This window comes from Gillisella vitis (assembly GCF_021559775.1).
Taxonomy (GTDB): domain Bacteria; phylum Pseudomonadota; class Alphaproteobacteria; order Rhizobiales; family Rhizobiaceae; genus Allorhizobium; species Allorhizobium ampelinum.
In genome coordinates this window covers 3,063,984-3,085,242 of sequence record NZ_CP056047.1, presented here as the reverse complement: position 1 = coordinate 3,085,242, position 21,259 = coordinate 3,063,984, and the positions used below count along the sequence as shown (strand labels likewise).

General features: G+C 58.7%; 22 protein-coding genes. 11 read left to right on the top strand and 11 right to left on the bottom strand.

Annotation, left to right across the window (positions count from 1 at the left end; translation table 11 throughout):
* Positions 1–12 precede the first annotated feature (12 nt).
* The gene (cobT, locus tag AVCG78_RS14305; RefSeq protein WP_071202917.1) at positions 13–1,914 is read left to right on the top strand and encodes a cobaltochelatase subunit CobT; all 1,902 of its coding nucleotides are present in this window, start codon (positions 13–15) and stop codon (positions 1,912–1,914) included.
* A 38-nt stretch (positions 1,915–1,952) separates the two neighbouring features.
* On the top strand, positions 1,953–2,930 hold the full coding sequence (locus AVCG78_RS14300; RefSeq protein ID WP_409065479.1) for an esterase-like activity of phytase family protein: 978 nt from the start codon (positions 1,953–1,955) through the stop codon (positions 2,928–2,930).
* A gap of 11 nt (positions 2,931–2,941) precedes the next feature.
* Here AVCG78_RS14300 and AVCG78_RS14295 read toward each other — a convergent pair whose 3' ends face one another.
* Both AVCG78_RS14295 and rpmB read right to left on the bottom strand, forming a co-directional pair.
* Positions 2,942–3,574: a queuosine precursor transporter gene (locus AVCG78_RS14295; protein WP_071202913.1), complete on the bottom strand. Its 633-nt coding sequence runs from the start codon at positions 3,572–3,574 to the stop codon at positions 2,942–2,944.
* A 180-nt stretch (positions 3,575–3,754) separates the two neighbouring features.
* Positions 3,755–4,045 carry a 50S ribosomal protein L28 gene (gene rpmB / locus AVCG78_RS14290; protein WP_015917333.1) on the bottom strand — a complete coding sequence of 97 codons (291 nt, stop codon included), beginning with the start codon at positions 4,043–4,045 and terminating at the stop codon, positions 3,755–3,757.
* Positions 4,046–4,268: 223 nt separating this feature from the next.
* On the opposite strand from rpmB, the gene AVCG78_RS14285 reads away from it, so the two are divergent.
* On the top strand, positions 4,269–5,081 hold the full coding sequence (locus AVCG78_RS14285; RefSeq protein ID WP_139191330.1) for a DUF3108 domain-containing protein: 813 nt from the start codon (positions 4,269–4,271) through the stop codon (positions 5,079–5,081).
* A 25-nt stretch (positions 5,082–5,106) separates the two neighbouring features.
* Positions 5,107–5,991, top strand: coding sequence for an aromatic amino acid exporter YddG (gene yddG, locus AVCG78_RS14280; RefSeq protein ID WP_071202912.1), 885 nt, complete (start codon positions 5,107–5,109; stop codon positions 5,989–5,991).
* A gap of 3 nt (positions 5,992–5,994) precedes the next feature.
* On the opposite strand, the gene AVCG78_RS14275 is transcribed toward yddG, so the two are convergent.
* The 3 genes from AVCG78_RS14275 to gloB form a co-directional block, all read right to left on the bottom strand.
* Positions 5,995–6,561: a cytochrome b gene (locus AVCG78_RS14275; protein ID WP_197434944.1), complete on the bottom strand. Its 567-nt coding sequence runs from the start codon at positions 6,559–6,561 to the stop codon at positions 5,995–5,997.
* A gap of 121 nt (positions 6,562–6,682) precedes the next feature.
* Positions 6,683–7,114: a cupin domain-containing protein gene (locus tag AVCG78_RS14270; protein ID WP_071202910.1), complete on the bottom strand. Its 432-nt coding sequence runs from the start codon at positions 7,112–7,114 to the stop codon at positions 6,683–6,685.
* Positions 7,114–7,884, bottom strand: coding sequence for a hydroxyacylglutathione hydrolase (gene gloB / locus AVCG78_RS14265; RefSeq protein ID WP_071202908.1), 771 nt, complete (start codon positions 7,882–7,884; stop codon positions 7,114–7,116). The genes AVCG78_RS14270 and gloB overlap by 1 nt, the downstream gene beginning before the upstream one ends.
* 137 nt (positions 7,885–8,021) lie before the next feature.
* On the opposite strand from gloB, the gene AVCG78_RS14260 reads away from it, so the two are divergent.
* The 3 genes from AVCG78_RS14260 to AVCG78_RS14250 all read left to right on the top strand — a co-directional run bounded on the left by AVCG78_RS14260 (position 8,022) and on the right by AVCG78_RS14250 (position 10,896).
* Positions 8,022–8,783: a class I SAM-dependent methyltransferase gene (locus AVCG78_RS14260; protein WP_015917327.1), complete on the top strand. Its 762-nt coding sequence runs from the start codon at positions 8,022–8,024 to the stop codon at positions 8,781–8,783.
* Positions 8,784–8,854: 71 nt separating this feature from the next.
* On the top strand, positions 8,855–9,961 hold the full coding sequence (hisC, locus tag AVCG78_RS14255) for a histidinol-phosphate transaminase (protein ID WP_071203229.1): 1,107 nt from the start codon (positions 8,855–8,857) through the stop codon (positions 9,959–9,961).
* Entirely contained in the window at positions 9,961–10,896 is a 936-nt protein-coding gene (locus AVCG78_RS14250) for a prephenate/arogenate dehydrogenase family protein (RefSeq protein WP_071202903.1), read from the top strand. Before hisC ends, AVCG78_RS14250 begins: the two co-directional genes overlap by 1 nt.
* A 16-nt stretch (positions 10,897–10,912) precedes the next feature.
* Here AVCG78_RS14250 and AVCG78_RS14245 read toward each other — a convergent pair whose 3' ends face one another.
* A complete protein-coding gene (locus tag AVCG78_RS14245) occupies positions 10,913–11,872 on the bottom strand; it encodes a DUF2125 domain-containing protein (RefSeq protein WP_071202902.1) in 960 nt (319 codons plus the stop codon).
* Positions 11,873–12,098: 226 nt separating this feature from the next.
* Between AVCG78_RS14245 and AVCG78_RS14240 the strand changes: the two genes are divergently transcribed.
* Complete coding sequence (locus AVCG78_RS14240; RefSeq protein ID WP_015917323.1) at positions 12,099–12,638, top strand: gamma-glutamylcyclotransferase; 540 nt, start codon at positions 12,099–12,101, stop codon at positions 12,636–12,638.
* Here AVCG78_RS14240 and AVCG78_RS14235 read toward each other — a convergent pair.
* The 4 genes from AVCG78_RS14235 to ftsE form a co-directional block, all read right to left on the bottom strand.
* Positions 12,633–13,436, bottom strand: coding sequence for a lysophospholipid acyltransferase family protein (locus AVCG78_RS14235; RefSeq protein ID WP_071202900.1), 804 nt, complete (start codon positions 13,434–13,436; stop codon positions 12,633–12,635). The genes AVCG78_RS14240 and AVCG78_RS14235 overlap by 6 nt on opposite strands.
* 79 nt (positions 13,437–13,515) lie before the next feature.
* Positions 13,516–14,226, bottom strand: coding sequence for a YdcF family protein (locus AVCG78_RS14230; RefSeq protein ID WP_041697142.1), 711 nt, complete (start codon positions 14,224–14,226; stop codon positions 13,516–13,518).
* 73 nt (positions 14,227–14,299) lie between these two features.
* Positions 14,300–15,250, bottom strand: a complete 951-nt coding sequence (locus AVCG78_RS14225) for a cell division protein FtsX (RefSeq protein ID WP_015917320.1) — start codon at positions 15,248–15,250, stop codon at positions 14,300–14,302.
* 118 nt (positions 15,251–15,368) lie between these two features.
* The gene (gene ftsE, locus AVCG78_RS14220) at positions 15,369–16,028 is read right to left on the bottom strand and encodes a cell division ATP-binding protein FtsE (RefSeq protein WP_041697140.1); all 660 of its coding nucleotides are present in this window, start codon (positions 16,026–16,028) and stop codon (positions 15,369–15,371) included.
* Positions 16,029–16,309: 281 nt separating this feature from the next.
* Between ftsE and AVCG78_RS14215 the strand changes: the two genes are divergently transcribed.
* The 3 genes from AVCG78_RS14215 to AVCG78_RS14205 all read left to right on the top strand — a co-directional run bounded on the left by AVCG78_RS14215 (position 16,310) and on the right by AVCG78_RS14205 (position 18,308).
* The gene (locus AVCG78_RS14215) at positions 16,310–16,999 is read left to right on the top strand and encodes a hypothetical protein (RefSeq protein WP_071202898.1); all 690 of its coding nucleotides are present in this window, start codon (positions 16,310–16,312) and stop codon (positions 16,997–16,999) included.
* A gap of 68 nt (positions 17,000–17,067) precedes the next feature.
* Positions 17,068–17,616: a hypoxanthine phosphoribosyltransferase gene (hpt, locus tag AVCG78_RS14210; protein ID WP_015917317.1), complete on the top strand. Its 549-nt coding sequence runs from the start codon at positions 17,068–17,070 to the stop codon at positions 17,614–17,616.
* A 332-nt stretch (positions 17,617–17,948) separates the two neighbouring features.
* Positions 17,949–18,308 (top strand): response regulator, encoded by a 360-nt coding sequence (locus tag AVCG78_RS14205; protein ID WP_015917316.1) that lies wholly within the window; start codon positions 17,949–17,951, stop codon positions 18,306–18,308.
* 107 nt (positions 18,309–18,415) lie between these two features.
* On the opposite strand, the gene AVCG78_RS14200 is transcribed toward AVCG78_RS14205, so the two are convergent.
* Positions 18,416–21,124, bottom strand: a complete 2,709-nt coding sequence (locus AVCG78_RS14200) for a TIGR02302 family protein (protein ID WP_071202896.1) — start codon at positions 21,122–21,124, stop codon at positions 18,416–18,418.
* Between the last annotated feature and the right edge of the window lie 135 nt (positions 21,125–21,259).

Genomic DNA, 21,259 nt, shown 5'->3' with positions numbered 1-21,259 from the left:
GACTTAAGGAACATGGCAGGTCGCGGCGATAATTCCCAGGCGAAACCCGGCACGGCGGTCGATACCGAACCGTTGCGCCGGGCGATTACCGGCTGCGTGCGGTCGATTGCCGGCGATCCAAGCGTTGAAGTGGCTTTTGCCAATGATCGTCCGGGCATTGCCGGTGAGCGGATTCGCCTGCCGGAAATTTCCAAGCGTCCCACCGCCCATGAACTGGCGGTGACGCGGGGTCTTGGTGATTCCATGGCGCTTCGGCTCGCCTGCCACGACCAGAAAGTTCATGCCTCGATGGCACCGGAGGGGCAGGATGCCCGTTCGGTGTTTGATGCGGTCGAACAGGCCCGGGTGGAATCGATCGGTGCCTTGAGGATGACCGGCGTTGCCGCCAATCTGAAATCGATGACCTCGGAAAAATATGCCAAGGCTAATTTTTCCGGCATCGAGCGGCGCGAGGATGCGCCACTGTCAGAAGCCGTGGCGATGATGGTCCGTGAGGCGCTGACCGGTCAGAAGCCACCGGAAAGTGCCGGTAAGGTGCTGGATCTCTGGCGCTCCTTCATTGAGGAAAAGGCCAGCAGTGATTTTTCCAATCTGGCCAATGTGATCGAGGACCAGCAGGCCTTTGCCCGCGTCGTGCGGCATATGCTGTCTTCGATGGAAATGGCCGAGGATTTCGGCGAGGACCCGGAACAGGCCGAGCAGGAAGAGACATCCGAAGAAGACCAGCAGCGCAGCGGCGAGGAAGAGCAGGAAAATTCCGAGCAGGAAGCTGGCTCTGAAAGCGCGCCCGCTGATGAAAGCGAATCTGCCGAAGAGCAGATGGACGATGGCGAGATGGACGGCGCCGAAATTTCCGATGACGATATGTCAGAGGAAGGCGACGAGGACAGCGAGACTCCCGGTGAAATGCGTCGTCCGGCCAGCCCGTTCGACGATTTCAATGAAAAAGTCGATTACAAGATGTTTACCGAGGCCTTCGATGAAGAGACCTCGGCGGAAGAGCTGTGCGACGAAGCCGAACTGGATCGGTTGCGCGCCTTTCTCGACAAGCAGCTTGCCCATCTCCAAGGCGCGGTCGGTCGGCTGGCCAACCGCTTGCAGCGCCGGTTGATGGCGCAACAGAACCGGTCCTGGGATTTCGATCTGGAAGAGGGCTATCTCGATCCGGCCCGGTTGACCCGGCTGATCATCGATCCGATGCAGCCGCTGTCGTTTAAGCGGGAAAAGGACACCCAGTTCCGCGATACGGTGGTGACGCTGGTGATCGACAATTCCGGCTCGATGCGCGGACGACCGATTACGGTTGCCGCCACCTGCGCCGATATCCTGGCCCGCACATTGGAGCGCTGCGGCGTCAAGGTGGAAATCCTTGGCTTTACCACCAAGGCCTGGAAGGGCGGCCAGAGCCGCGAGCAATGGTTGGCCAGCGGCAAGCCGCCGACGCCGGGCCGCCTCAACGACTTGCGCCATATCGTCTATAAATCGGCGGATGCGCCGTGGCGGCGGGCACGGCGCAATCTCGGCCTGATGATGCGCGAAGGCCTGCTCAAGGAAAATATCGACGGTGAAGCGCTGATCTGGGCGCATAACCGGCTGTTGGCGCGGCGTGAGCAGCGCAAGATCATGATGATGATTTCCGATGGTGCGCCGGTGGACGATTCGACCTTGTCGGTCAATCCCGGTAATTATCTGGAACGGCATTTGCGCGCTGTGATCGAGCAGATCGAGACCCGGTCTCCGGTCGAATTGCTGGCGATCGGCATCGGCCATGACGTCACCCGCTACTATCGCCGGGCCGTGACCATTGTCGATGCGGATGAATTGGCAGGGGCGATGACCGAGCAATTGGCTGGCCTCTTCGAAGACAAGCCCACTAAGGGTGCCCGTGGCGGTTCGTTCCGCCGCGCTAGCTGAGTGCGTGTGATCTGTTGCTAATCACCTCTCGCAAAGCCTTGGCTGCCTTCTGCTGCGGCTCCGCACTGCTTTTGGCAGCATCTCAGGCCGTGGGTGAGTCTGCTGCGGTGAGTAGCCGCAAAATTGAATATTTCAATCCGGCCTCGAACCAGACCGTGTTCGGCAAACTGGAATTTCTCGGTGGGCTGGACCTGACATCTTCAGACAGTTTGTTTGGCGCATGGTCTTCGATCCGGTTTCGACCGGATGGCAAGCGTTTCATTGGCGTGCTGGACACAGGCCACTGGATTTCCGGCGAAATCAAACGAGATGAAAAGGGTCGCCTTTCCGGCATTGATGGGGTCTCTCTGGCTCCGATGCTGGACCGCGAAGGCCGCAGCAATGCACCGAAACGGGCGATGGATGCCGAGAGCCTGGCGATCCGTGGCGACAAGATCTATGTCGGCTTTGAGCAACGCCATCGGATCGATCAATACCCACTCGACGGATTTGAAACGGCCAAGCCGGGAAAAAGCCTGCCTTTGCCTTTCCCCAAGACGGTCCTAAAGAGCAATCGCAGCCTGGAAATGCTGACAGCATCGCCTGCGCAAGGGCCGCTTGCCGGTGGCCTGGTAACGATCACCGAGGAGAGTCTGGACGCCAAGGGTAATCTCTATGCTGGCGTGGTCGATGGTCCGCATCCGGGCGGCTTCAAGCTGGTGCGCCGTGACGATTTTGACGTGACGGACGGCGCATGGCTGCCGGATGGCGATCTGCTGCTCTTGGAGCGGCGATTCCGGTTTCCAAGCGGGCTGGGGATGCGCATCGTGCGCGTCAAGGGCGACAGCATCAAGCCGGGCGCGCTGGGGGATGGGGAGATCCTGCTCGAGGCCGATCAAACCTTTCAGATCGACAATATGGAAGGCCTGGATGTGGTAGACATGGGCAATGGGGATCTTCGCCTGATCCTGGTCTCTGACGACAACCACTTCATGTTGCAACGGACGCTGATGCTGGAGTTCCGGCTGCTACCGTAAGGCAGCAGGTGTCAAGCCCGCGCAACTTGGTAGGGCTTCAGCCTGTTCATCAATGCCCCATAGGGCAAAAGCATGATCAGGCCGACCAGCATTTTCACGGTAAAATCACCGATGGCCCATGAGATCCAGCGCGGGATTTCAGGGGAAAACGCGCCAAGCAACGGCGCTGAGCTGATAGCAAAATCATCATTCGGGCCGATGAAGCCAAAGACCGGCGCAAAGGACAGCGAGAAGAAAATCACCGTATCGAGTACCGAGCCAAGCAGCGAACCGGCCAGCGGCGCTTTCCACCAGTCCTGCTGACGCAGCCGGTTGAAGACGCTGATGTCAAGCAATTGCCCGACCAGATAGGCGGTGCCTGAGGCAATGGCGATGCGTGGCTGCCCGGTGACGAAGGACAGCGCCACGCCCACCAGAAAGCCCACGAACACCACTTTGCGGGCCGTGGAGGGGCCGAACTGGCGATTGGTGAGGTCGGTGACCAAAAAGGCGACCGGATAGGTGAAGGCACCATAGGTCAAGAGGTCGCCGAGCTGCACGCCCGCCAATTGCCCCGACAGCGGAAACTGCACAAGGATGTTGGAGGCGACCACAACCAGGGTCATGAGTAGGCTGTAGACGAAGATGTGCCGTGTGATCCGCATTTTTTTATCCTGGGAGATGCCACCAGCTATAGCTCAGCCCACATGCGGACTGGCCATAACAAGAAAGGGTCGATATTTGCCGCTATGCCAAAGACTTTGGCAAGAACGGCGCAAGCGAAAAGGCTCGAACGTTTTACCGTTCAAGCCCATTCGTTATGTCAATGCTGTGGCTGCCTGATATCAGGCGGCGACTGCGGTCTTCTTGACGATCTGGCGGCGCAGCAGACGAGCGCGCATGCTCAGTTCGGTTTCATTTGCCTTCAACAGGAAGGCATCCAGGCCACCGCGATGCTCGACGGAACGAAGAGCAGCAGCAGAGACGCGCAGACGGTAGCGCTGGCCGAGGGCATCGGAAATCAGCGTAACGTCGCACAGGTTCGGAAGGAACTTGCGGCGGGTCTTGTTGTTGGCATGGCTTACATTATTACCCGACTGGACGCCCTTGCCGGTCAATTCGCAACTGCGGGACATGATGCACCTATTCTTATTGGCAGTCAGAGAGCTTTCCGGGCAATAACCCAGGGCGCAATCCAACGCGGTCTGATTGGAAAGTTGCGGTTCTATAGTCAGCTGAAGCCGCCCCGTCAAGACAAACCTTGGCAAAAGGGCGGATTTATCGACGCTTCGGCTATGGTCTTGCCATAGTGAACGTCATAAATGAAGGGGTAACAGACATTGGAGCCATGGTGTCGCAATGGGTTTTAAGCTTGTTCGTAAACTGTCTTTTCTGCTGGTCGCGCTTGGCGCTCTGCTGGTCGCGCTTGGCGCTCCGCTGGTCTGCGCCAGCGGCTCTGCCTTTGCAGGGGAGACCTATCGCAATGAATACCGCGTCACCCTGCTTGGCCTGCCTGTCGCCCGTGCGACCTTCGTTACCGAGGTGACACGCCCCGGCTACACCATTACTGGCACGATTTCGTCGGCGGGCATTGCCAATGTCTTCACCAGTCTCGATGCAAAGACCAAGGTGACGGGGCAGGTGGCTGATGACAAGCATTTGCAGGCCAGCAATTACAATCTGGTCTATACGCGAGGCAAGCGGACGCGGGTCTATGACGTGCGTTATGCGGGCGGCAATGTCGTCTCCACGACAATCACCCCTCAACCGAACCGCAACAACGACCGCTGGATACCGGTGAGTGCCAGCGATCTGCGTTCCGTGCTCGATCCGGTCGGCGGCCTGACCCTGCCCGACGATGGCAAGATCTGCTCTCGGACCCTGCCGATTTTCGATGGTGAAAGCCGGTTGGATCTGGTGATGTCGCCAAAGGGCAAGAACAAGTTTACCGCGGGCAATGTTTCGGGCGAGGCGATTGTCTGCTCCGTGCGCTATGTGCCGAAATCCGGCTTTAACAAGGGCCGCAGCGATATCGAATATCTGCGCAGTGCCAACGATATGGAAATCTGGTTTGCCAAGACCGGAACCATGACCTTATATGCCCCTGTTTATGCGCGGGTGCCAACGCGGGTGGGAACGCTGTCGATCACAGCGACCCGGTTTGGAGCCTGATCAGCGGTAAAATTATGAGGGGCGGATGAAGGTTCGGGCAACGCTGATCGGGTTTTCAGCCATCTTGATGTGGTCTTTTCTGGCGCTGTTTACGGCAGCGTCCGGAACCATGCCGCCCTTCCAGCTCTCGGCCATCTGCTTTGCCATCGGCAGTCTTCCCGGCATTGCCACCTTCATTGTCCGACCGGAGCGGCTTAAATTGCTGAAACAACCGGCCAAGGTCTGGTTGGTCGGGATTGCCGGCCTGTTCGGCTATCATTTCCTCTACTTCACGGCGCTGAGAAATGCCCCTGCCGTGGAAGCCGGGTTGATTGCCTATCTCTGGCCGCTGTTGATCGTGTTTGGATCAGCGCTGCTGCCGGGGGAGCGGCTGCGCTGGTATCATATGGCGGGCGCGATTGCCGGGCTATGCGGCACCGTGCTGATCATCGGCAAAAACGGCCTGTCCTTTGATCCGGCCTATGCGATGGGCTATGGCGCGGCCCTGCTCTGCGCCTTGACCTGGTCCAGCTACTCGCTGGTCACGCGCCGGTTCGATGCGGTCTCCACCGATGTGGTGACCGGCTTCTGCCTCGCCACGGCACTGTTGTCGCTGCTCTGCCACCTCTGGCTCGAAACGTCCGTTTGGCCGGATAGCGCCAGCCAGTGGCTTGCTGTGGCGGGTCTTGGGCTGTTGCCGGTCGGAGCAGCCTTCTATGCCTGGGATTACGGGGTCAAGAATGGCGATATCCAGATCCTGGGGGCAGCGTCCTATGCCGCCCCGTTGCTATCGACGCTGGTGCTGCTGGTTTTTGGTTTTGGTGAGGCAAACCTGCGCATTCTTGGTGCCTGTGTGCTGATCACGGGTGGCGCGGTCCTGGCTGCAAGCGGCATGTTCCGCCGCAAGACAGCCATCGAAGATGCGGCTTGACGGTTACCTGCCGGGCATCATCTTCATCAACACGCCATCCTTCAGCACGGTATGATGGAAAATCGCCGCAAGGGCATGAATCGTGGCCGCGCCGATGATGACCCAGGCGAGGAGAGAATGCATGTCGCCGAGCAGATGGCGATAATCTGGCGATACGCCGATGAGATCGGGAATGGAAAACAGCCCAAAGAAATCAACCGGTTTGCCCTGCGACCAGCGCCATAGAAAGCCGAGGGAAATCTGCGCGGCAAGCCCGAAATAGAGCAGATAATGCACAGCCTTCGCCATCAACCCCAAAACGCCTTTTTCTTCCTCTGGTAGAGTTTTAAGACTGGCGATCCGCCAGACAAGCCGCAGTATAAACACTGCGAACAGTGTGATTCCGGCACCATAATGCAGTGCCTTGAGGCCATTGCGCAGCGCACCGCCTTTTTCCGTAAATTCCCAGATTTCCGCCGAGAGAAACAGGGTGAGCACCAACAACGCTGTTGCCCAATGCAGCCAGATCATGCTGCTATTGTAACGCGTGCCGCGCGATTCGATCGCATTCAGAGGTGTATTCATCGTCATGTCGCCACTCCAAAAAAATCGGATTTTGCAGCGCAACAAATCGGTTCATGCTGACATGGGCCTGAAGTACATGGGGGCCTGAAGCACATGGGGACCCGAAGCATAACAGTATGCCAGGTTATCAAAGAGGCTGACCTGGTTCCCAGCCCGGCGGGGCCATTTCGAAAGCGTCGAAAGTAAAGCCCGGTGCGACGGTGCAGCCAACCAGAGTGTACTCCCCAAGGCTTTCCGCCGCCTGCCAGCTAAGCGCTGGGATGATGGCTTGGGGTCGCTCGCCGCGCACAAGGTCTCTACCAAGAACCAGGGTTTCCACGGATTGACCGTCATTCGAACGGTAAAGCGCCAGCGGTGCGCCAGCATAATAATGCCAGATTTCAGCCGCGTCCTTGACCCGGTGCCAATGGGAGCGCTGGCCTGCTTGCAGCAGATAGTAGATGGCGGTGGAATGGCCGCGCGCTCCGCCTTTGCTGTCGCGGAAGGTTTCACAGTACCAGCCACCTTCCGGGTGGGGCTGCATGACCAGCGCGGCAATGATCTCATCGGCATCGGCCATCAGAAATTGTCCTTGCGCTTGCGGATCTCGGCAAACACCTCTTCATTGGTCCTGCTTTCCATCACCAGGTTGCGGCGGATTTTTGGATCGGCCACTCGCAGGAACGGATTGGTTTCCTTTTCCATAGACATGGTGGTGGGAATGGTAAATTGCCCTTGCGCGCGCATCGCCTCGATGTCGCGGGCGCGGGCTTGCAGCCGCTCATTGTCCGGGTCGATGGTCAGGGCGAAACGGGCGTTGGACAGTGTGTATTCGTGGCCGAAATAAATAGCGGTTTCATCCGGCAGCACGGCCAGCTTTTGCAGGGAATGCCACATGTCGGCAGCCGGCCGTTCGAACAGCCGTCCGCAGCCGAGCGCAAACAGCGTATCGGCGGCAAACAGCAGTTTGGCGTCTGGAAAATGATAGCAGACATGGCCTGCCGTGTGGCCCGGCGTTTCGATCACCTGGACCCGGTGCGGTCCGAATAAAAACTCTTCCCCGTCATACGCAGACCGGTCCAGACCTGGAATGGCGACCGCTTCGTTGACCGGGCCGATGATTTCACAGCCATATCTTTGCTTCAGCGCCAGGTTGGCCTCGACATGGTCGTTATGGTGATGGGTGGTGAAGATATGGCTGATCTGCCAGCCGCGTTTTTCGGCAGCGGCCACGATTGGGCCTTCCTCCGGCGCGTCGATGGATGCGGTCAGGCCGGTCTCAGAGCAATGGACCAGCACACCGTAATTGTCGGTGCGGCACGGGAAGATTTCGATATCCGGGCTTTTCATCGGGGTGACCCTTTGGCTTTGCAGTGGCGATGACTTTGCAGTGGCGATGGCTGGGCAGTGGCGATTGCAGGGCGATTTGAGGAGAATCTAGTGCCTGGGGCCTTGATGTCCAACAGCCTGCTGCTAACAATTGTGCCATGCATGTGGATATAGTCGATCTTCGTCAGTTCTATCACACCATGCTTGGCCATGCTGCCGAGCAATCCATTACCATGGCGCTGTCGTCGCTCTGGGCGCGGCTGCCGGAGGAGCGGCTGGTGGGGCTGGGTTATTCAGTGCCGTACCTGGATCGGTTTCGGGCCGATACCGAGCGCACATTCGCCTTCATGCCTGCCGGACAAGGCGCGGTGAACTGGCCGCCGGGTGAGCTTTCGGCCACGTCGCTGGTGTTCGATGAGGAATTGCCGCTGCCCGACAGTTCCATCGACCGGGTTTTGATGGTCCATTCCCTGGAATTTGCCGAGAATCCGCGCGAGACGCTCAAGGAAATCTGGCGGGTTCTGGCACCGGGTGGGCGGTTGGTCATGGTTGTGCCCAATCGTCGCGGGGTCTGGGCGCGGATGGAGCATACGCCTTTTGGCTCCGGCCGCCCCTATTCTCGGGGCCAGTTGACGGCGCTGCTGCGCGAGACCAATTTTACCCCCGGAGCCAGCACCGAGGCATTGTTTTTCCCTCCATCGAAGCTCAGAACCATGTTGAAAATGCATAGTGCCTTCGAGCGCTTCGGTCGCATGCTGTCACCGGCTTTTGCCGGCGTTATTGTTGTCGAGGCGCAAAAGCGGCTCTATCAGGGCCTGCCCGTTGCCATGCGCGCGTCGCGCCGGGTATTTGCTCCGGTTTTGAGCCCGCAGGGCGTGCCAACCACACGCCAGACCCTCTTGCCGCCCTCGACAAAATAGAGGTTCCGGGCTACTTGCGTAAATTGTTTGAACCGGATCAGGTTCAAGGTCAGAATCAGGAAATCGCGTCAATGAGCAGCACCATGAACCAGCCCGTTCCACGCCCGGGGATCCTCGATATTGCCGCCTATGTTCCCGGCAAGGAACATGCCCCTGGCGTTGCGAAAGTGTTCAAGCTGTCATCAAATGAAACGCCGCTGGGACCAAGCCCGAAGGCCATCGAGGCCTTTAAGGCGGGTGCTGCCAATCTGGAGCTTTATCCCGATGGTCAGGCCGTGAAGCTGCGGGAGGCGATTGCGGACGCACACGGGCTGAACCCGGCCAATATTCTCTGCGGCAATGGTTCGGACGAGCTGCTCGGCCTGCTCTGCCATGTCTATCTGGGCACGGGCGACGAGGCTGTTATCACCGAGCATGGTTTCCTGGTCTACCGTATTCAGATCATGGCGGCAGGTGCCACGCCGGTCACGGTCAAGGAGCAGGATTGCCGCGTCGATGTCGATGCCATTCTTGCGGCAGTGACGGACAAGACGCGGATGGTGTTCATCGCCAATCCTGGCAACCCGACGGGGACCTATGTGCCGGGTGCCGATATTCGCCGTCTGGTCGCTGGTCTGCCGAAACATGTGCTGCTGGTGCTGGATGCGGCCTATGCCGAATATGTTCGTCGTAACGATTACGAAGCCGGGCTGGAAATCGTTTCTGAAAACCGCAATGTGGTGATGACCCGCACTTTCTCTAAAATCCACGGGCTGGCAGCGCTGCGGATCGGCTGGATGTATGGTCCGGCTGCCATTCTCGATGCCCTGAACCGGGTGCGCGGACCGTTCAACATGAATGCCCCGGCGATTTCGGCGGGGGCTGCTGCCATTCTTGACCGTGATTTTGCCGATAAGGCTGTGGATTTCAATCTCGAGTGGCTGGACCGGTTGACGGAAACCTTCGAGGGGATCGGCTTGAAGGTCACGCCGTCGGTCACCAATTTCCTGCTCATCCATTTTCCCGATGTTGATGGCAAGCGGGCGCCGGAGGCGGATGACTTCCTGACCAGCCGTGGGTACATCCTGCGGGCGGTCAAGGGCTATGGCTTTGCCAATTCCCTGCGCATGTCAATCGGCACGCCGGAGGCCAATCTTGGCGTGATGGATGCCCTGACCGAATTTATGAGCAAACGGTGATGGCCAGCATTCAGTTTGACCGGATTGCACTGATCGGCATCGGCCTGATCGGCTCTTCCATTGCCCGTGACGTGCGTGCGCTTGGCCTGGCGCGTGAGATCGTCGTCTCAACCCGCTCAGTGGATACTTTGCGGCGGGCCGAGGAATTGCAGCTTGGGGATCGCTATACGACGTCGGCTGCCGAGGCGGTTGCAGGGGCCGATCTGGTGATCGTTTCTGTACCGGTCGGGGCGTCCGAAGCGGTGGCCATCCAGATTGCGTCGCATCTTGCGCCGGGAGCTATCGTCACAGACGTGGGGTCCACCAAAGCCTCTGTCATTGCGCAAATGGCGCCGCATATGCCGGATCATGTGCATTTCATTCCGGGTCATCCGCTGGCTGGTACGGAGAAATCCGGCCCCGATGCCGGTTTTGTCGGGTTGTTCAATGGACGCTGGTGCATTTTCACACCGCTGGAGAATACGGATCAGCAGGCGATTGACCGGCTCAAGCGTTTTTGGGAAGCACTGGGCTCGCGCGTCGATGAAATGGACCCGCTGCACCATGACAAGGTATTGGCGATCGTTTCGCACCTTCCGCATATCATCGCCTATAATATCGTCGGCACTGCGGATGATCTCGAAGCCGTGACGGAATCGGAAGTCATCAAATATTCCGCCTCCGGTTTTCGCGATTTTACCCGTCTGGCGGCGTCCGATCCCACCATGTGGCGCGATGTCTGCCTGCACAACAAGGACGCCATTCTGGAAATGCTGGCGCGGTTTTCAGAAGACCTCGCCTATCTGCAACGGGCGATCCGTTGGGGGGAGGGCGATAAACTGTTCGAACTGTTCACCCGCACCCGCACCATACGCCGCTCGATCATCGATGCGGGCCAGGATGTGGACGTGCCGGATTTCGGCCGTCATGGGCTGGATGGCAAGACGAACGCATAGGTCGTTCGTCGCCGGTTCAGATGGGTGGGATATTGCCAAGCGGGATGAAGCCCAGCACCACGACGCCATTGGTGATCTGAAGGGTCACCTGGCCCTGGTTCTGGCCGAGGAAGACCGCTTTCAACCCCTTGGCAGCCATCCGGGCGATGTCCTTGGTTTCGGGATAGGCGGCAATCACCAGGTCGCGCCAGGCATCGACCTTGCCGATTTCCAGCTTGAGCGTGCCATTGGCAAGGCCGGCGTTATCTATGGAAATCGGTCCACTGGCGGTGATCGTCCTGCCTTGGCCCATATCGATTTGCAGATTGCGGATGTCGCCGCTTAGACCCCGCAATTCTATGGGTTCAGGATGTTCGATATCGAGGGCGCGGGCCTGGCCGAGTAATTTCACATCCAACTGTGCGGCCATGGGCGGCAGATCGGGGTTACGGTCGTCCTGGCCAAAATCCATGCCGGTCAGGCGGGCGGTTCCCACGAGGTCCTCGCCATCGCGTTGCAGCCGCGTTCGGCTCTCAGCGGCGTCGATCCTCAGAACCCGGCCGGAGAGCGCATCGGTCAGGTTGGCCTGCAATTTCTGGATCACGCTTGCTGACGAATCGACGCCGTTCATGCCCAGTGACAAGGTGGAGCGAAAGCTGTCCCACTGAAAAGCACCGGCAAGCCCGGTGGAGGTTTGCAGAATGGCAGGCCCGTCGATTTCCCATTTGATTCTGCCGGGCCGGAAAATTTCGGCCGATGACCGGAAAGCGCCTGATGAGCCGGTAATACCGTTGCGGCTGTCGTTGACCGATACTTTGGTGCAATTCAATCCGATATGCAGCGGAAAACCACTCATCCGCATTCCCGGGCAATCGAGGGCAGAGGCCAGCGGATTATCGCCGTCAAAGGCATGTTCGAGTTTCGTCGTGGCGTAATTGGCAGCGGCGAACCAGCCTGCGGTGTAGAGGATACCGAGCAGGACAAGGACAATGCCCACCAAGAGAACTGGCGATCTCTTCCGTGGTCTCTTCGTCCGGCTGGACATGGCCATGCGCTTCTCCAATTGTCTTCCATTTTGCCCAGCGGTCACTGAAGCGACTTTTGAGTCATCAGAGCCCAGCACCGGTTATCAGTGCAAAGACTGCTGTAAAAATTCATTTCTGCTGGATAATTTCAACCCGAACCTATCAGAATTCGAGAATGAGACAGCAGGAGCGAGCATTATGACGTGCGATATGGACGAATTTTGGGTGTTTGGCTACGGATCTTTGATGTGGAATCCCGGCTTTGTCCATGAAGAACGGCAGGGTGCCAGGGCCCACGGGTTTCGCCGCTCCCTTTGTGTTCGATCTTTCGTGCATCGTGGCACCGAACAGACGCCCGGTCTGGTTCTGGGGCTGGATCGCGGCGGTTCCTGCCACGGTGTGGCGTTTCGCGTCAGTCCATCGGCATGGACGCAAACGCTGGACTATTTGCGAGCGCGGGAACTGGTGACGATGGTCTATCAGGAAAGAACGTTGCGCTTGCAATTGTCTGATGGACGGCGGGTGCTTGGCGTTGGTTATGTGGTGGACCGAAACCACCGTCAATATGCGGGAGCGATTACCGTTGAGGAGGCGGTACAGGTTACCGCGCAGGCCAGCGGCCAGTCGGGTGATAACCGGGCCTATGTCGAGAATACCGTGGAACACCTGCGCAGCATAGGCATCCGTGATCATTGGCTGGAACACGTGGTCAAGGGACTGAACAAACCGACGCTATGACGGGTTCTTGGCCTGTTCCTGCGCTCTCATGGTTTCAAGACGGTGTTTGGCGGTCGGCGGCATGGGGAGACCCGGATTGGTCTGGGCGGCCTCCAGCAGCAGTGCATCGCTGGCCGTCTCCAGCTGGCGGGTCAATGTTTCAAAAAATGCATCGGGCTTCATTCCCGGCTGGATGGGGGGAAGGATACGAATCTTGTAATGCCCGGGATAGCGCATCAGGCTGCGCCGCGGCCAGAACAGACCGGCATGCATGGCAACCGGCACGACCGGCACTTTGAGATCGCGGTAAAGCCGGGCGATGCCAAATTTATATTCAGGGTCGGCGCCGGGCGGGCGTCTTGTCCCCTCGGGATAGATGACCAATTGGCGGCCGTTGCGCACTTCCACGGCGGCACGTTGCATGACCTTGACCATTTCTTTACCCCGTCCACCGCGATTGACCGGGATCATGTTCTGCTTGGCGGCATACCAGCCGAAGAACGGTATCCACATCAATTCCCGCTTGAGGATATAGACCGGATCGTCCAGCCAGGGCAGAAGCGCATAGGTATCCCAGAAGGATTGGTGCTTCGGCGCGAGGATGTAGCCGGAGTGCGGGATATTCTCCAGGCCTTCAATTTCGAATGTCGTGCCGACCACGGTTTTCATCAGCCAATGACTGAATCGCGCCCATGTCTTGGGGACGGAATAGGCTGTTTTGCGCGGCAAGATGAAATAGATCGGCGCGGCCAAGACCATCCAGAGGATCAGGCAGGCATAGAACAGCACGTTGAAAACATGGGACCGCAAAGCAAGCATGAAGATATTCCGCCGACAGATGGCCCTGCCTATACGAATTTTCCAATAAGAGGAAGATGGTTCGGCATCGCAGGTCCGACTAGCTTTGGGAGGATTGCTGCGATGCATTGCCAGGCGTGCGAAGCCCCTGCCAATTGTCCCAGCCGCCGAGATCGCGGGTATAGGCAATGAGGATCTTGGCGTATTCCGACATCAGCGTACGCAGCGCATTGGGATCGGCATACCAGGCCCTGGTGCGCAAATCGGCGGTGACGACTGGATAGGGAATAAACTGGGTTTCATGATCTGTACGGCGCAATTCCATCAAGCTGCGGCGCATATGGTAATTGCTGGTGACGACCAGAACCGAGGAAAAGCCCTTGTCGTGGATCCACTGGGCGGTTTCATTGGCATTGCCGATGGTGTCGATGGCGCGGTAGCCCATGTCCACACAGCAGGCAAACAGATCGGGCGAGGCTTGCGTCATTTTGCGGATCGTCGCGGGCGAAGTCGATGGATGGACCCCTGAGATCAACAGTCGCCGTCCCGATCCCTTGCGCAGCAGGTCGACAGCCTGGTCGATGCGCTGATAGCCACCCGTCAGCACGACAATGGCATCAGCCTTGGGCTCAGCAGGCGGCATCATCGCTGTGACGTCATCGGCAAAATGCAGGAAGCCAGCGACAAGACAGGCCATCAACAGGAGAATGGCGTAGCCTCCATAGCGAAGCAGGCGGCGCAGCGGTGCCTGCCGATGGAATAGTTTGGCGGTCCGGCTGCCTCGATCCTTATCAGGGTCTGCTTGGCGCATTATCATTGCTCGTGGGTAATGGGACTGCATCGAGGATGCTGGTGCATCCTCGCATCGAGGACGTATAAAAAGATCATTCGGGTGGCAACCCGCCACTGCGGCTAGGGTCCGACCTGATCTGGTCGATTTCATAGATGGCGCGCATCACAGTCAACCTGGCCGTGACCGTTGTCAGCAGAGCAATAACGATCATCGTGGCGAAAATACCGAGATAGCCGGTAAAGCCGATTTCGAACCGGCCAAACATGGCGGTGGCCTGATCGGCTTGCGGTGTGGCGAGCGTATTGTCCTGCCAGATACTGGCCAGCGCGAACAGGCCGGCTGCGGCAAGCCCGCCAGCTGCGGAGCCCTTCAGGCTGATCTTCAGAAAATGCTTCTGAAACTCCCGCGCCACGAACAGGCTTTCGGCACCGACGAAATGCAGGACCTCGATAATATGCCGATTGCCGGACAAGGCGCCGCGCGTTGCAAAAATCACCGTCAGCACCATGGCGGTAAACACCAGGATCAGCAGGCCAAAGCCAATCAGCACCGTGGTGCGGGCCATTGATACCAGGCGGTCCACCCAGGTGCGGTGATCATCAAGCGAGGCCTGGGGGATCTGCGAGGTCAAAAGATCCCGCATGGCGGCGAAGTCAGGCGGATTGTTCTCGTCAATGGTGATAATGACCAGCCGGGGCACCGGGAGGTCGTTGATATCCAGTCCGGTGCCGAGCCAGGGTTCCAGCAGACGGGCCGTTGCGGCCTCATCGACGATCTGTCCGGTTTTGGTGCCGACGAAGGTCAGCGCCAGGTCCTTGGCTTTCGTCAAGGCCTCATCCATGTTGACAGTGTCGTCCGGCTTGATCTGGATCGTCACCTCACGGGAGATCTGGCTTTGCCAGCTCGCCGCCGTTCCGCGTATCATCGACACCGCGCCAAGCGTCAGACAGGCGAGGAACGCCATAATAGCGATCACCACCATCAGCGCATTGCCCTGGATGTTGGAGGGTGGCAGGATGGGGCCGGTGGGGCGCACCTGCATCTCCACCCGCCTTTGTGCCTTGGCCCGCTCCGGCGCTGGGCTCTTGGCCGGTGGCGGGGTCTTGGCCAGTGGTGGGCTCAGGGGTATTTTTTTCGGCTGCGGCGGCGGGGATTTGCGGTCATTCATAAATATCGAGCCGCCCTTCAGTCAGGATCATCCGCCGCGCATCGACCTGATCCATCAGGGTCAGGTCATGGGTGGCGATCACCACGGCGGTGCCCAGCCGGTTCAACTCCAGAAACAGGCTGAGCAGACGGCGCGCCATGGGGGGATCGACATTGCCGGTCGGCTCGTCGGCCAGCAGCACTTCGGGCCGGTCGATCAGGGCTCTGGCAATCGCAACGCGCTGCTTTTCCCCGCCCGACAGGATGGGCGGCAACACGTTGATGCGCTCGCCCAGCCCCACCCATTTCAACAGTTCCAGCACATCCTGCTTATAGCTCGCCTCGTCCTTGCCGCGAACCCGCAGCGGCAATGCGACATTTTCATAGGTCGTCAGGTGGTCGAGCAATTGGAAATCCTGGAAGACGATGCCGACCCGGCGGCGCAGCAAAGGCAATTCATCGCGTGGAATCTGGGTAATATCACGACCGAAACTGCGAATCAGGCCACGCGTCGGTTTCAGCGACATGAACAGCAGGCGTAAAAGCGTGGTCTTGCCAGCCCCCGACGGCCCGGTCAGGAACTGGAAGGAGCGCTTTGGGATGTCAAAGGTCAGGTCGCGGAGGATTTCAGGCCCCATCCCATATCGCAGGCCGACATTTTCGAAATGGATCAATGGATAAACCCGGGCTTGAGCCTGTTGACGACTGCTCAGTTCTTAACGGTTCCGGTTACCATTTGGTAAACGCCGCGATGTTACGGCGCCAATCCGGCGATTTTTTACAAATCATTAACCATTCGAATTTACGACTTGAAAGGATAGGTTTCAATGCCCCTTCGTATTCTATCGCATCTGGCTGGTGCGAAGCTTTCGATCAAGGGTGCTTCATCTGTTTAAATCAAGCCGGGATCGGGGTCACATTTTCCGATATCCGGACTTGCTCTGGCGAGGGTTCCATGAACGCATTCCGTTTTCGGCCTAAATATGTCGAACCCGATATCGATCTCCTGCCGCCCGAGCGGCCCTATCGGCCCATGCCGCGTCCCGGCTTCCGGCTGGCGGAAGATGTAAGCGATGCGAAATTTGTCACGGTCGGTGATCCCGTCGGCGCGCTTCGCAGCCGAATCCAGGCGGAAATGAAGACCCCATACCGGCCACAGGCGCCAGCACCGCAGGGCGTGCTGCATTCTATCGTCAATCATGTTGTCGGGCATGTCGTCCGGTTGGAAAATCGCCTTGGGCAGCTATCGGAACGGTCTTTCACCTCGTTGATTGCAGCCCTTGCCGTGCTGATGTTTTTCAGCGCCGGTGGCTTTTGCCTGATTGGCGGCACGGAGGCGGTCCCGGCCAGAAACCCGCTCGACATAACCCATGTCAGCCTGACCCCGCAAACTGCTGGCGGCATGCCGGTCCTGCTGGTCAACGCGATTGTTGAGAATCATGCCGCGACGACGCAGGCTCTGCCGGATATAAGGGCGGATCTCTATTCGGAGGGTCGCCTCATTGCCTCCACGCTGATTACCCCGCCCGCACCGGAAATCGGTGTCGGCCATAGCCGTGGCATTGCGGCCCGGCTGCGCCATCCCGGTGGAAAAAAACCGGAACTCAAGCTTTCCTTTGCACCTAAGGATGCCTCGCAATCCTGATTGTGCTATCGGCAGGGTGAAAGAAAACCCTGTCGCCTGAAGATCGGCAGCGAAATCCTGGAGACTCCATGCCTGTCGTTCGCGGAAAAAATATCGAACCTTTGTTCACAGCCGAACAGATCGCCGCCCGCAATATCGAGATCGCCAAGGCGATTGTCGATGGTCCTTCCGAGGATCTTCTGGTGATTTCGATCTTGAAAGGCTCGTTTATTTTCGCCGCTGATCTGATCCGGGCGCTGCATCATGTCGGCATTGCGCCGGAGGTGGAATTCATCACCCTGTCCAGCTACGGCACCGGCACCGTGTCGCAGGGGGTCAAGATCCTCAAGGATATCGACAGCGATGTCCGTGGCCGCAATGTTTTGCTGATCGACGACATCCTGGAATCGGGACGGACCCTGCTGTTTGCCCGCACGTTGATGTATGAACGCGGTGCTGCCAATGTCAGCATTGCCGTGCTGCTCGACAAGAAGGTCAAGCGCAAGGAAGTGTGCGAGGCCGATTATGTCGGTTTCGAATGCCCGGATTATTTTGTTGTCGGTTACGGCATGGATGTCGCTCACGCTTTCCGAGAATTGCCATTTGTCGGTGTTGTTACCGGCGATGCAGCGTCATAATCTGAGATAAAAGATATTTATTACAAATGTTTACGGTGTGAATGCCTTATTGCGGCGGACGTCCTGAAGCGGGACGTGGCCGCGCTCAACAGGTAGAAACTATTAACCATCCTCTCGTCTTGGCTGCCGGTTGTTTACCTCTCGCAAAGGAAAAACTGGTGATTTGCTTCAGTAATGACAGCGCCACCCATCCTCTATGATTCGGGGAGGGCGCTGTAGCGGCGGGGATGCGTGAGCATCCTCATGCCCTGGTACAACATGCCGCATGATGACAACCGTTGATCGCGTTTGGTCGAATGGTGATGTGGCAGGCTTCAAGATGGGAATGCGATATGGCCAAGATACTGATTACCGAAGACGAGGATGCCCTGCGGTCCTTCGTTGCCCGGGCGTTGCGGCTCGACGGACATGAAACCCATGAGGCGGCAGACGGCGCCGAGGGTCTCGAAATGCTGGCTACCAGCAATTTCGATCTGCTGCTGTCGGATATCCGCATGCCGGTCATGGACGGTATCGAACTGGCGCATCGCGCCCATTCGGATTTTCCGGGCCTGAAAATTCTGCTGATGACCGGCTATGCCGAACAGCGCGAACGGGCCGACGACCTGCTCGAAAAAATCATTGATGTCGTGCCAAAGCCCTTTGCGCTTCCCGATATCCGCAAGGCCGTTGCACAGGCTTTGACAGCCTGACGGTATTCGGTTGGTCTCGCGACGTTCGCCTGGAACGGATTGCAGGTCCATCCGGTCATTTGTTTTGATGGACTTGAAGGGCGCGAGCGCCCCTCCTCGCCCTTCCATTACATGTCCAGCAACCGTTCCAGATAGCGGCGCTCTACTTCGGGGCTTGCATTATTGCCCAGCTTGTTGCGGATCGCATCAAGGATTTCGCGGGCGCGCTGCACGTCGATTTCGTCGGGGACTTTGACCCGTTCGCCAAAATCCGGCCCGGTGGTTGACCGTGGCCGCCCCAGCGGGTCGCGACCGCCCTGATTGCCTTCCGCCATGCCTTGCCCCTGGCCCTGACCTTGCCCCTGGCCTTGCTGCATGGCCTGCATCATCTGGTTCATCATATCACGCGCCCCTTGGCGCAGGGCTTCCAACGCCCGGCCCTGGCCCTGCACCGCCCGGTCACCCTGGCTTTTGCCGAGTGCTTCGCCCGCGCCTTGCATTTCCCGGCCTGCCTGGCCGAAATTTTCTCCTGGTTTGATACCAAGCTTGCCAAGTCCGTCCTGGACGCCCTTCAACTGCTTGCCAAGCGCATCCTGCTGCTGGCGCAATTGTTTGAGCGCTTCCCGCAATTGCTCGGCGGTCATCTGATCCGGTGATGAGGGATTTTTTCCGGCGCTGTCTTTATTCTGGTTCTGGTCCGGGTTTTGGCCCTGTTGCTGGTTTTGATCGCCATCGGGCGTTGGTTCAGCCTGAGGATTGTCCTGGCTCATGCCGTCACCGTCTTCCGGCTGAAGGTCATCGCCCATCTGTGACCGGCTCTGTAATTCCTGATCCAGTTTGAAAGTCTGGTCCATCAGCTTCTGCTGGTCCTGCATGATCTGGCCGAGCTTGTCGATCTGCTTGCGCGCTTCGCTGGTCTGCTGTTGCTGCTGCGGATTGGAGCGCTGTGGACGTCCGGCCTGGAGATTGTTCATCATCCGTTGCATCTCCTGCAACATCTGGCGGGCGGCATCCTTGTTGCCGGAACGGGCCAGGTTCTCGATCTGGTTCATCATGTTTTCCAGATCGCGCTGGGTCAGCATTTTCTGGGCGCTCTGCTGGTTCTGCTGGCCGTTTTGCGGCTGCTGGCGCTCTGCAAGAGCCTTCATATAGTCCTGCATTGCCTGACGGACCTCGTCCATCAGCTTTTTGATCTCGGCATCGGGCGCATTGCGTTCCAGTGCCTCCGACAGCTTTTGCTGCGCTTCGCTCAGCTTGCGTTCCGCCAGTGACACATCGCCATCGTCGATGCCGAGCGCGATTTCCCAGAGATAATCCGCCGTGTCCTTCAAGGCTTCGGTCGTGCTGGCCATCTGCATACGGGCATGGGCCGAGGAAATCAGCAGGTAATGGGAAAGCTGCGGAATGGTTTCATCGGCGCGCAGCGTCAGTGCTTCGTTGAGCGCTACGGCGCGGGGCATCCGCCGCGTGTCCAGCGCAAAGACCTGACGCTGTTCGGCCACGGCGGCGGCCAGCGGTTCGGAAAAATTGCGGCCGGGCAGGATCATCTCATGGGCTGGGCTGCGTCCCTCCTGGCCCAATCCGTCCTTGGCAATCAAGGTGATGCGGACCTTCTTTCCAGCCAGCGGATGTTCGGTGAGGTTGCGGCTCGACATGCTTTTGATGTCGCGGGCATTGCGGCTCGGCAGGTCCAGCTTGAACTCAGGCAGGGGATAGAGCGGGCTGGCCTGCGGGTCGGCATCCACAGGGACGATTTCGGCGCGCGCTTCCAGCAGGCCATAATCGTCGCGGGCGGTAAAGCCGATTTCCAGCGCTCCGTTGACCGCACGTTTCGGAATGCCGTCAAAGGCGATGGTTGGGCCATGGTCGGGAATGACCTTCAGCGGCCATTGCCGGGTGCCGAGTTCCAGCGTGCCGCTTTCACCCAATGTCAGGGTTAGCGTACGGGCGTTGTTGTCAGTCTGAGCTGGTGTTGGTGTGGCTGACGAGACGGCAGGCGAGGAGCCGGGCGTGTTTTCCTGGTCGGCCTTGACCGCTTGGAAAGCGACTGCCGCTGCCCCAGATGCCGGTTTGAAGTCTGCCTGTTCGTCTCCGGTGCTGCCGGTCAACCGAACAGTGACCACTGATTGGGTGGGAACGGCGATATCCTGGGTGCCATCGCCATTGCGTCCTGTGAGGAAAACAGGGGGGCGGCCCGTATAGCCCGGCGGGGTAATCCAGGCATCGATGCGCAGGGTAGGGGCGTTGTCGTCCCTGTCTTGCAGCAGAAAGGCATCGGTGAGACGGCCAGCGCCATTCGAGCCGGAATAGGCAAAGGCCACCGCCAAAAGAAGAGCGGGCAAGGCGCGCAGGCCGAAGCGGTCAAAGCGGGCGATATCAGGCTTTGGCCGTCCGGCATCGAGCGTGGCGATCCGGGTCGCCATGCGCCGTTGGTGCTCATGCCAGAGGGCGCGGGCAAAAGGCGTGTCGAAGGCCGGTTCCTCACCCTGCACACCGATGGGTTGATGCGGCAGATGATTGCGTTCTTCCAGTAGCCGGTCCGCTTCGCCAATGTGCGGCCAGCGCAGACGGGCCATGGGCAAAAGCAAGGCGAGAAAGCCGAAAACCAACAGGAAAACCAGCGGCCAGCGCAGATAGCTGGGTGCCTCGCGAAAAAAGCCGAGCCAAGCCAGCGACAGGAAAATGGCGGCAATCGAGGCTGGAAGCAGCAGCAGGGGTAGTAACCGCTCACAAAACAGCACGAGCCTTGCCGTCCAGCGGTTCACGGCCAGCCTGCGGGCCAGCTTTTGATCGCTGTTTAGAGCACCTTGGCTCTTTTTCGTGCCGGAAGCGGTCATGGGCAGTCTCCGGTTTCCTGTCATCTCAACGCTTATACTGCGTATCGCAACTCATACGGTTTACGACAGCGTTGACATGTTAGGATAGCATTGTTTGTGGCGAAGACGAGGGGCAGGCCCGGTACAGGGGTGGTT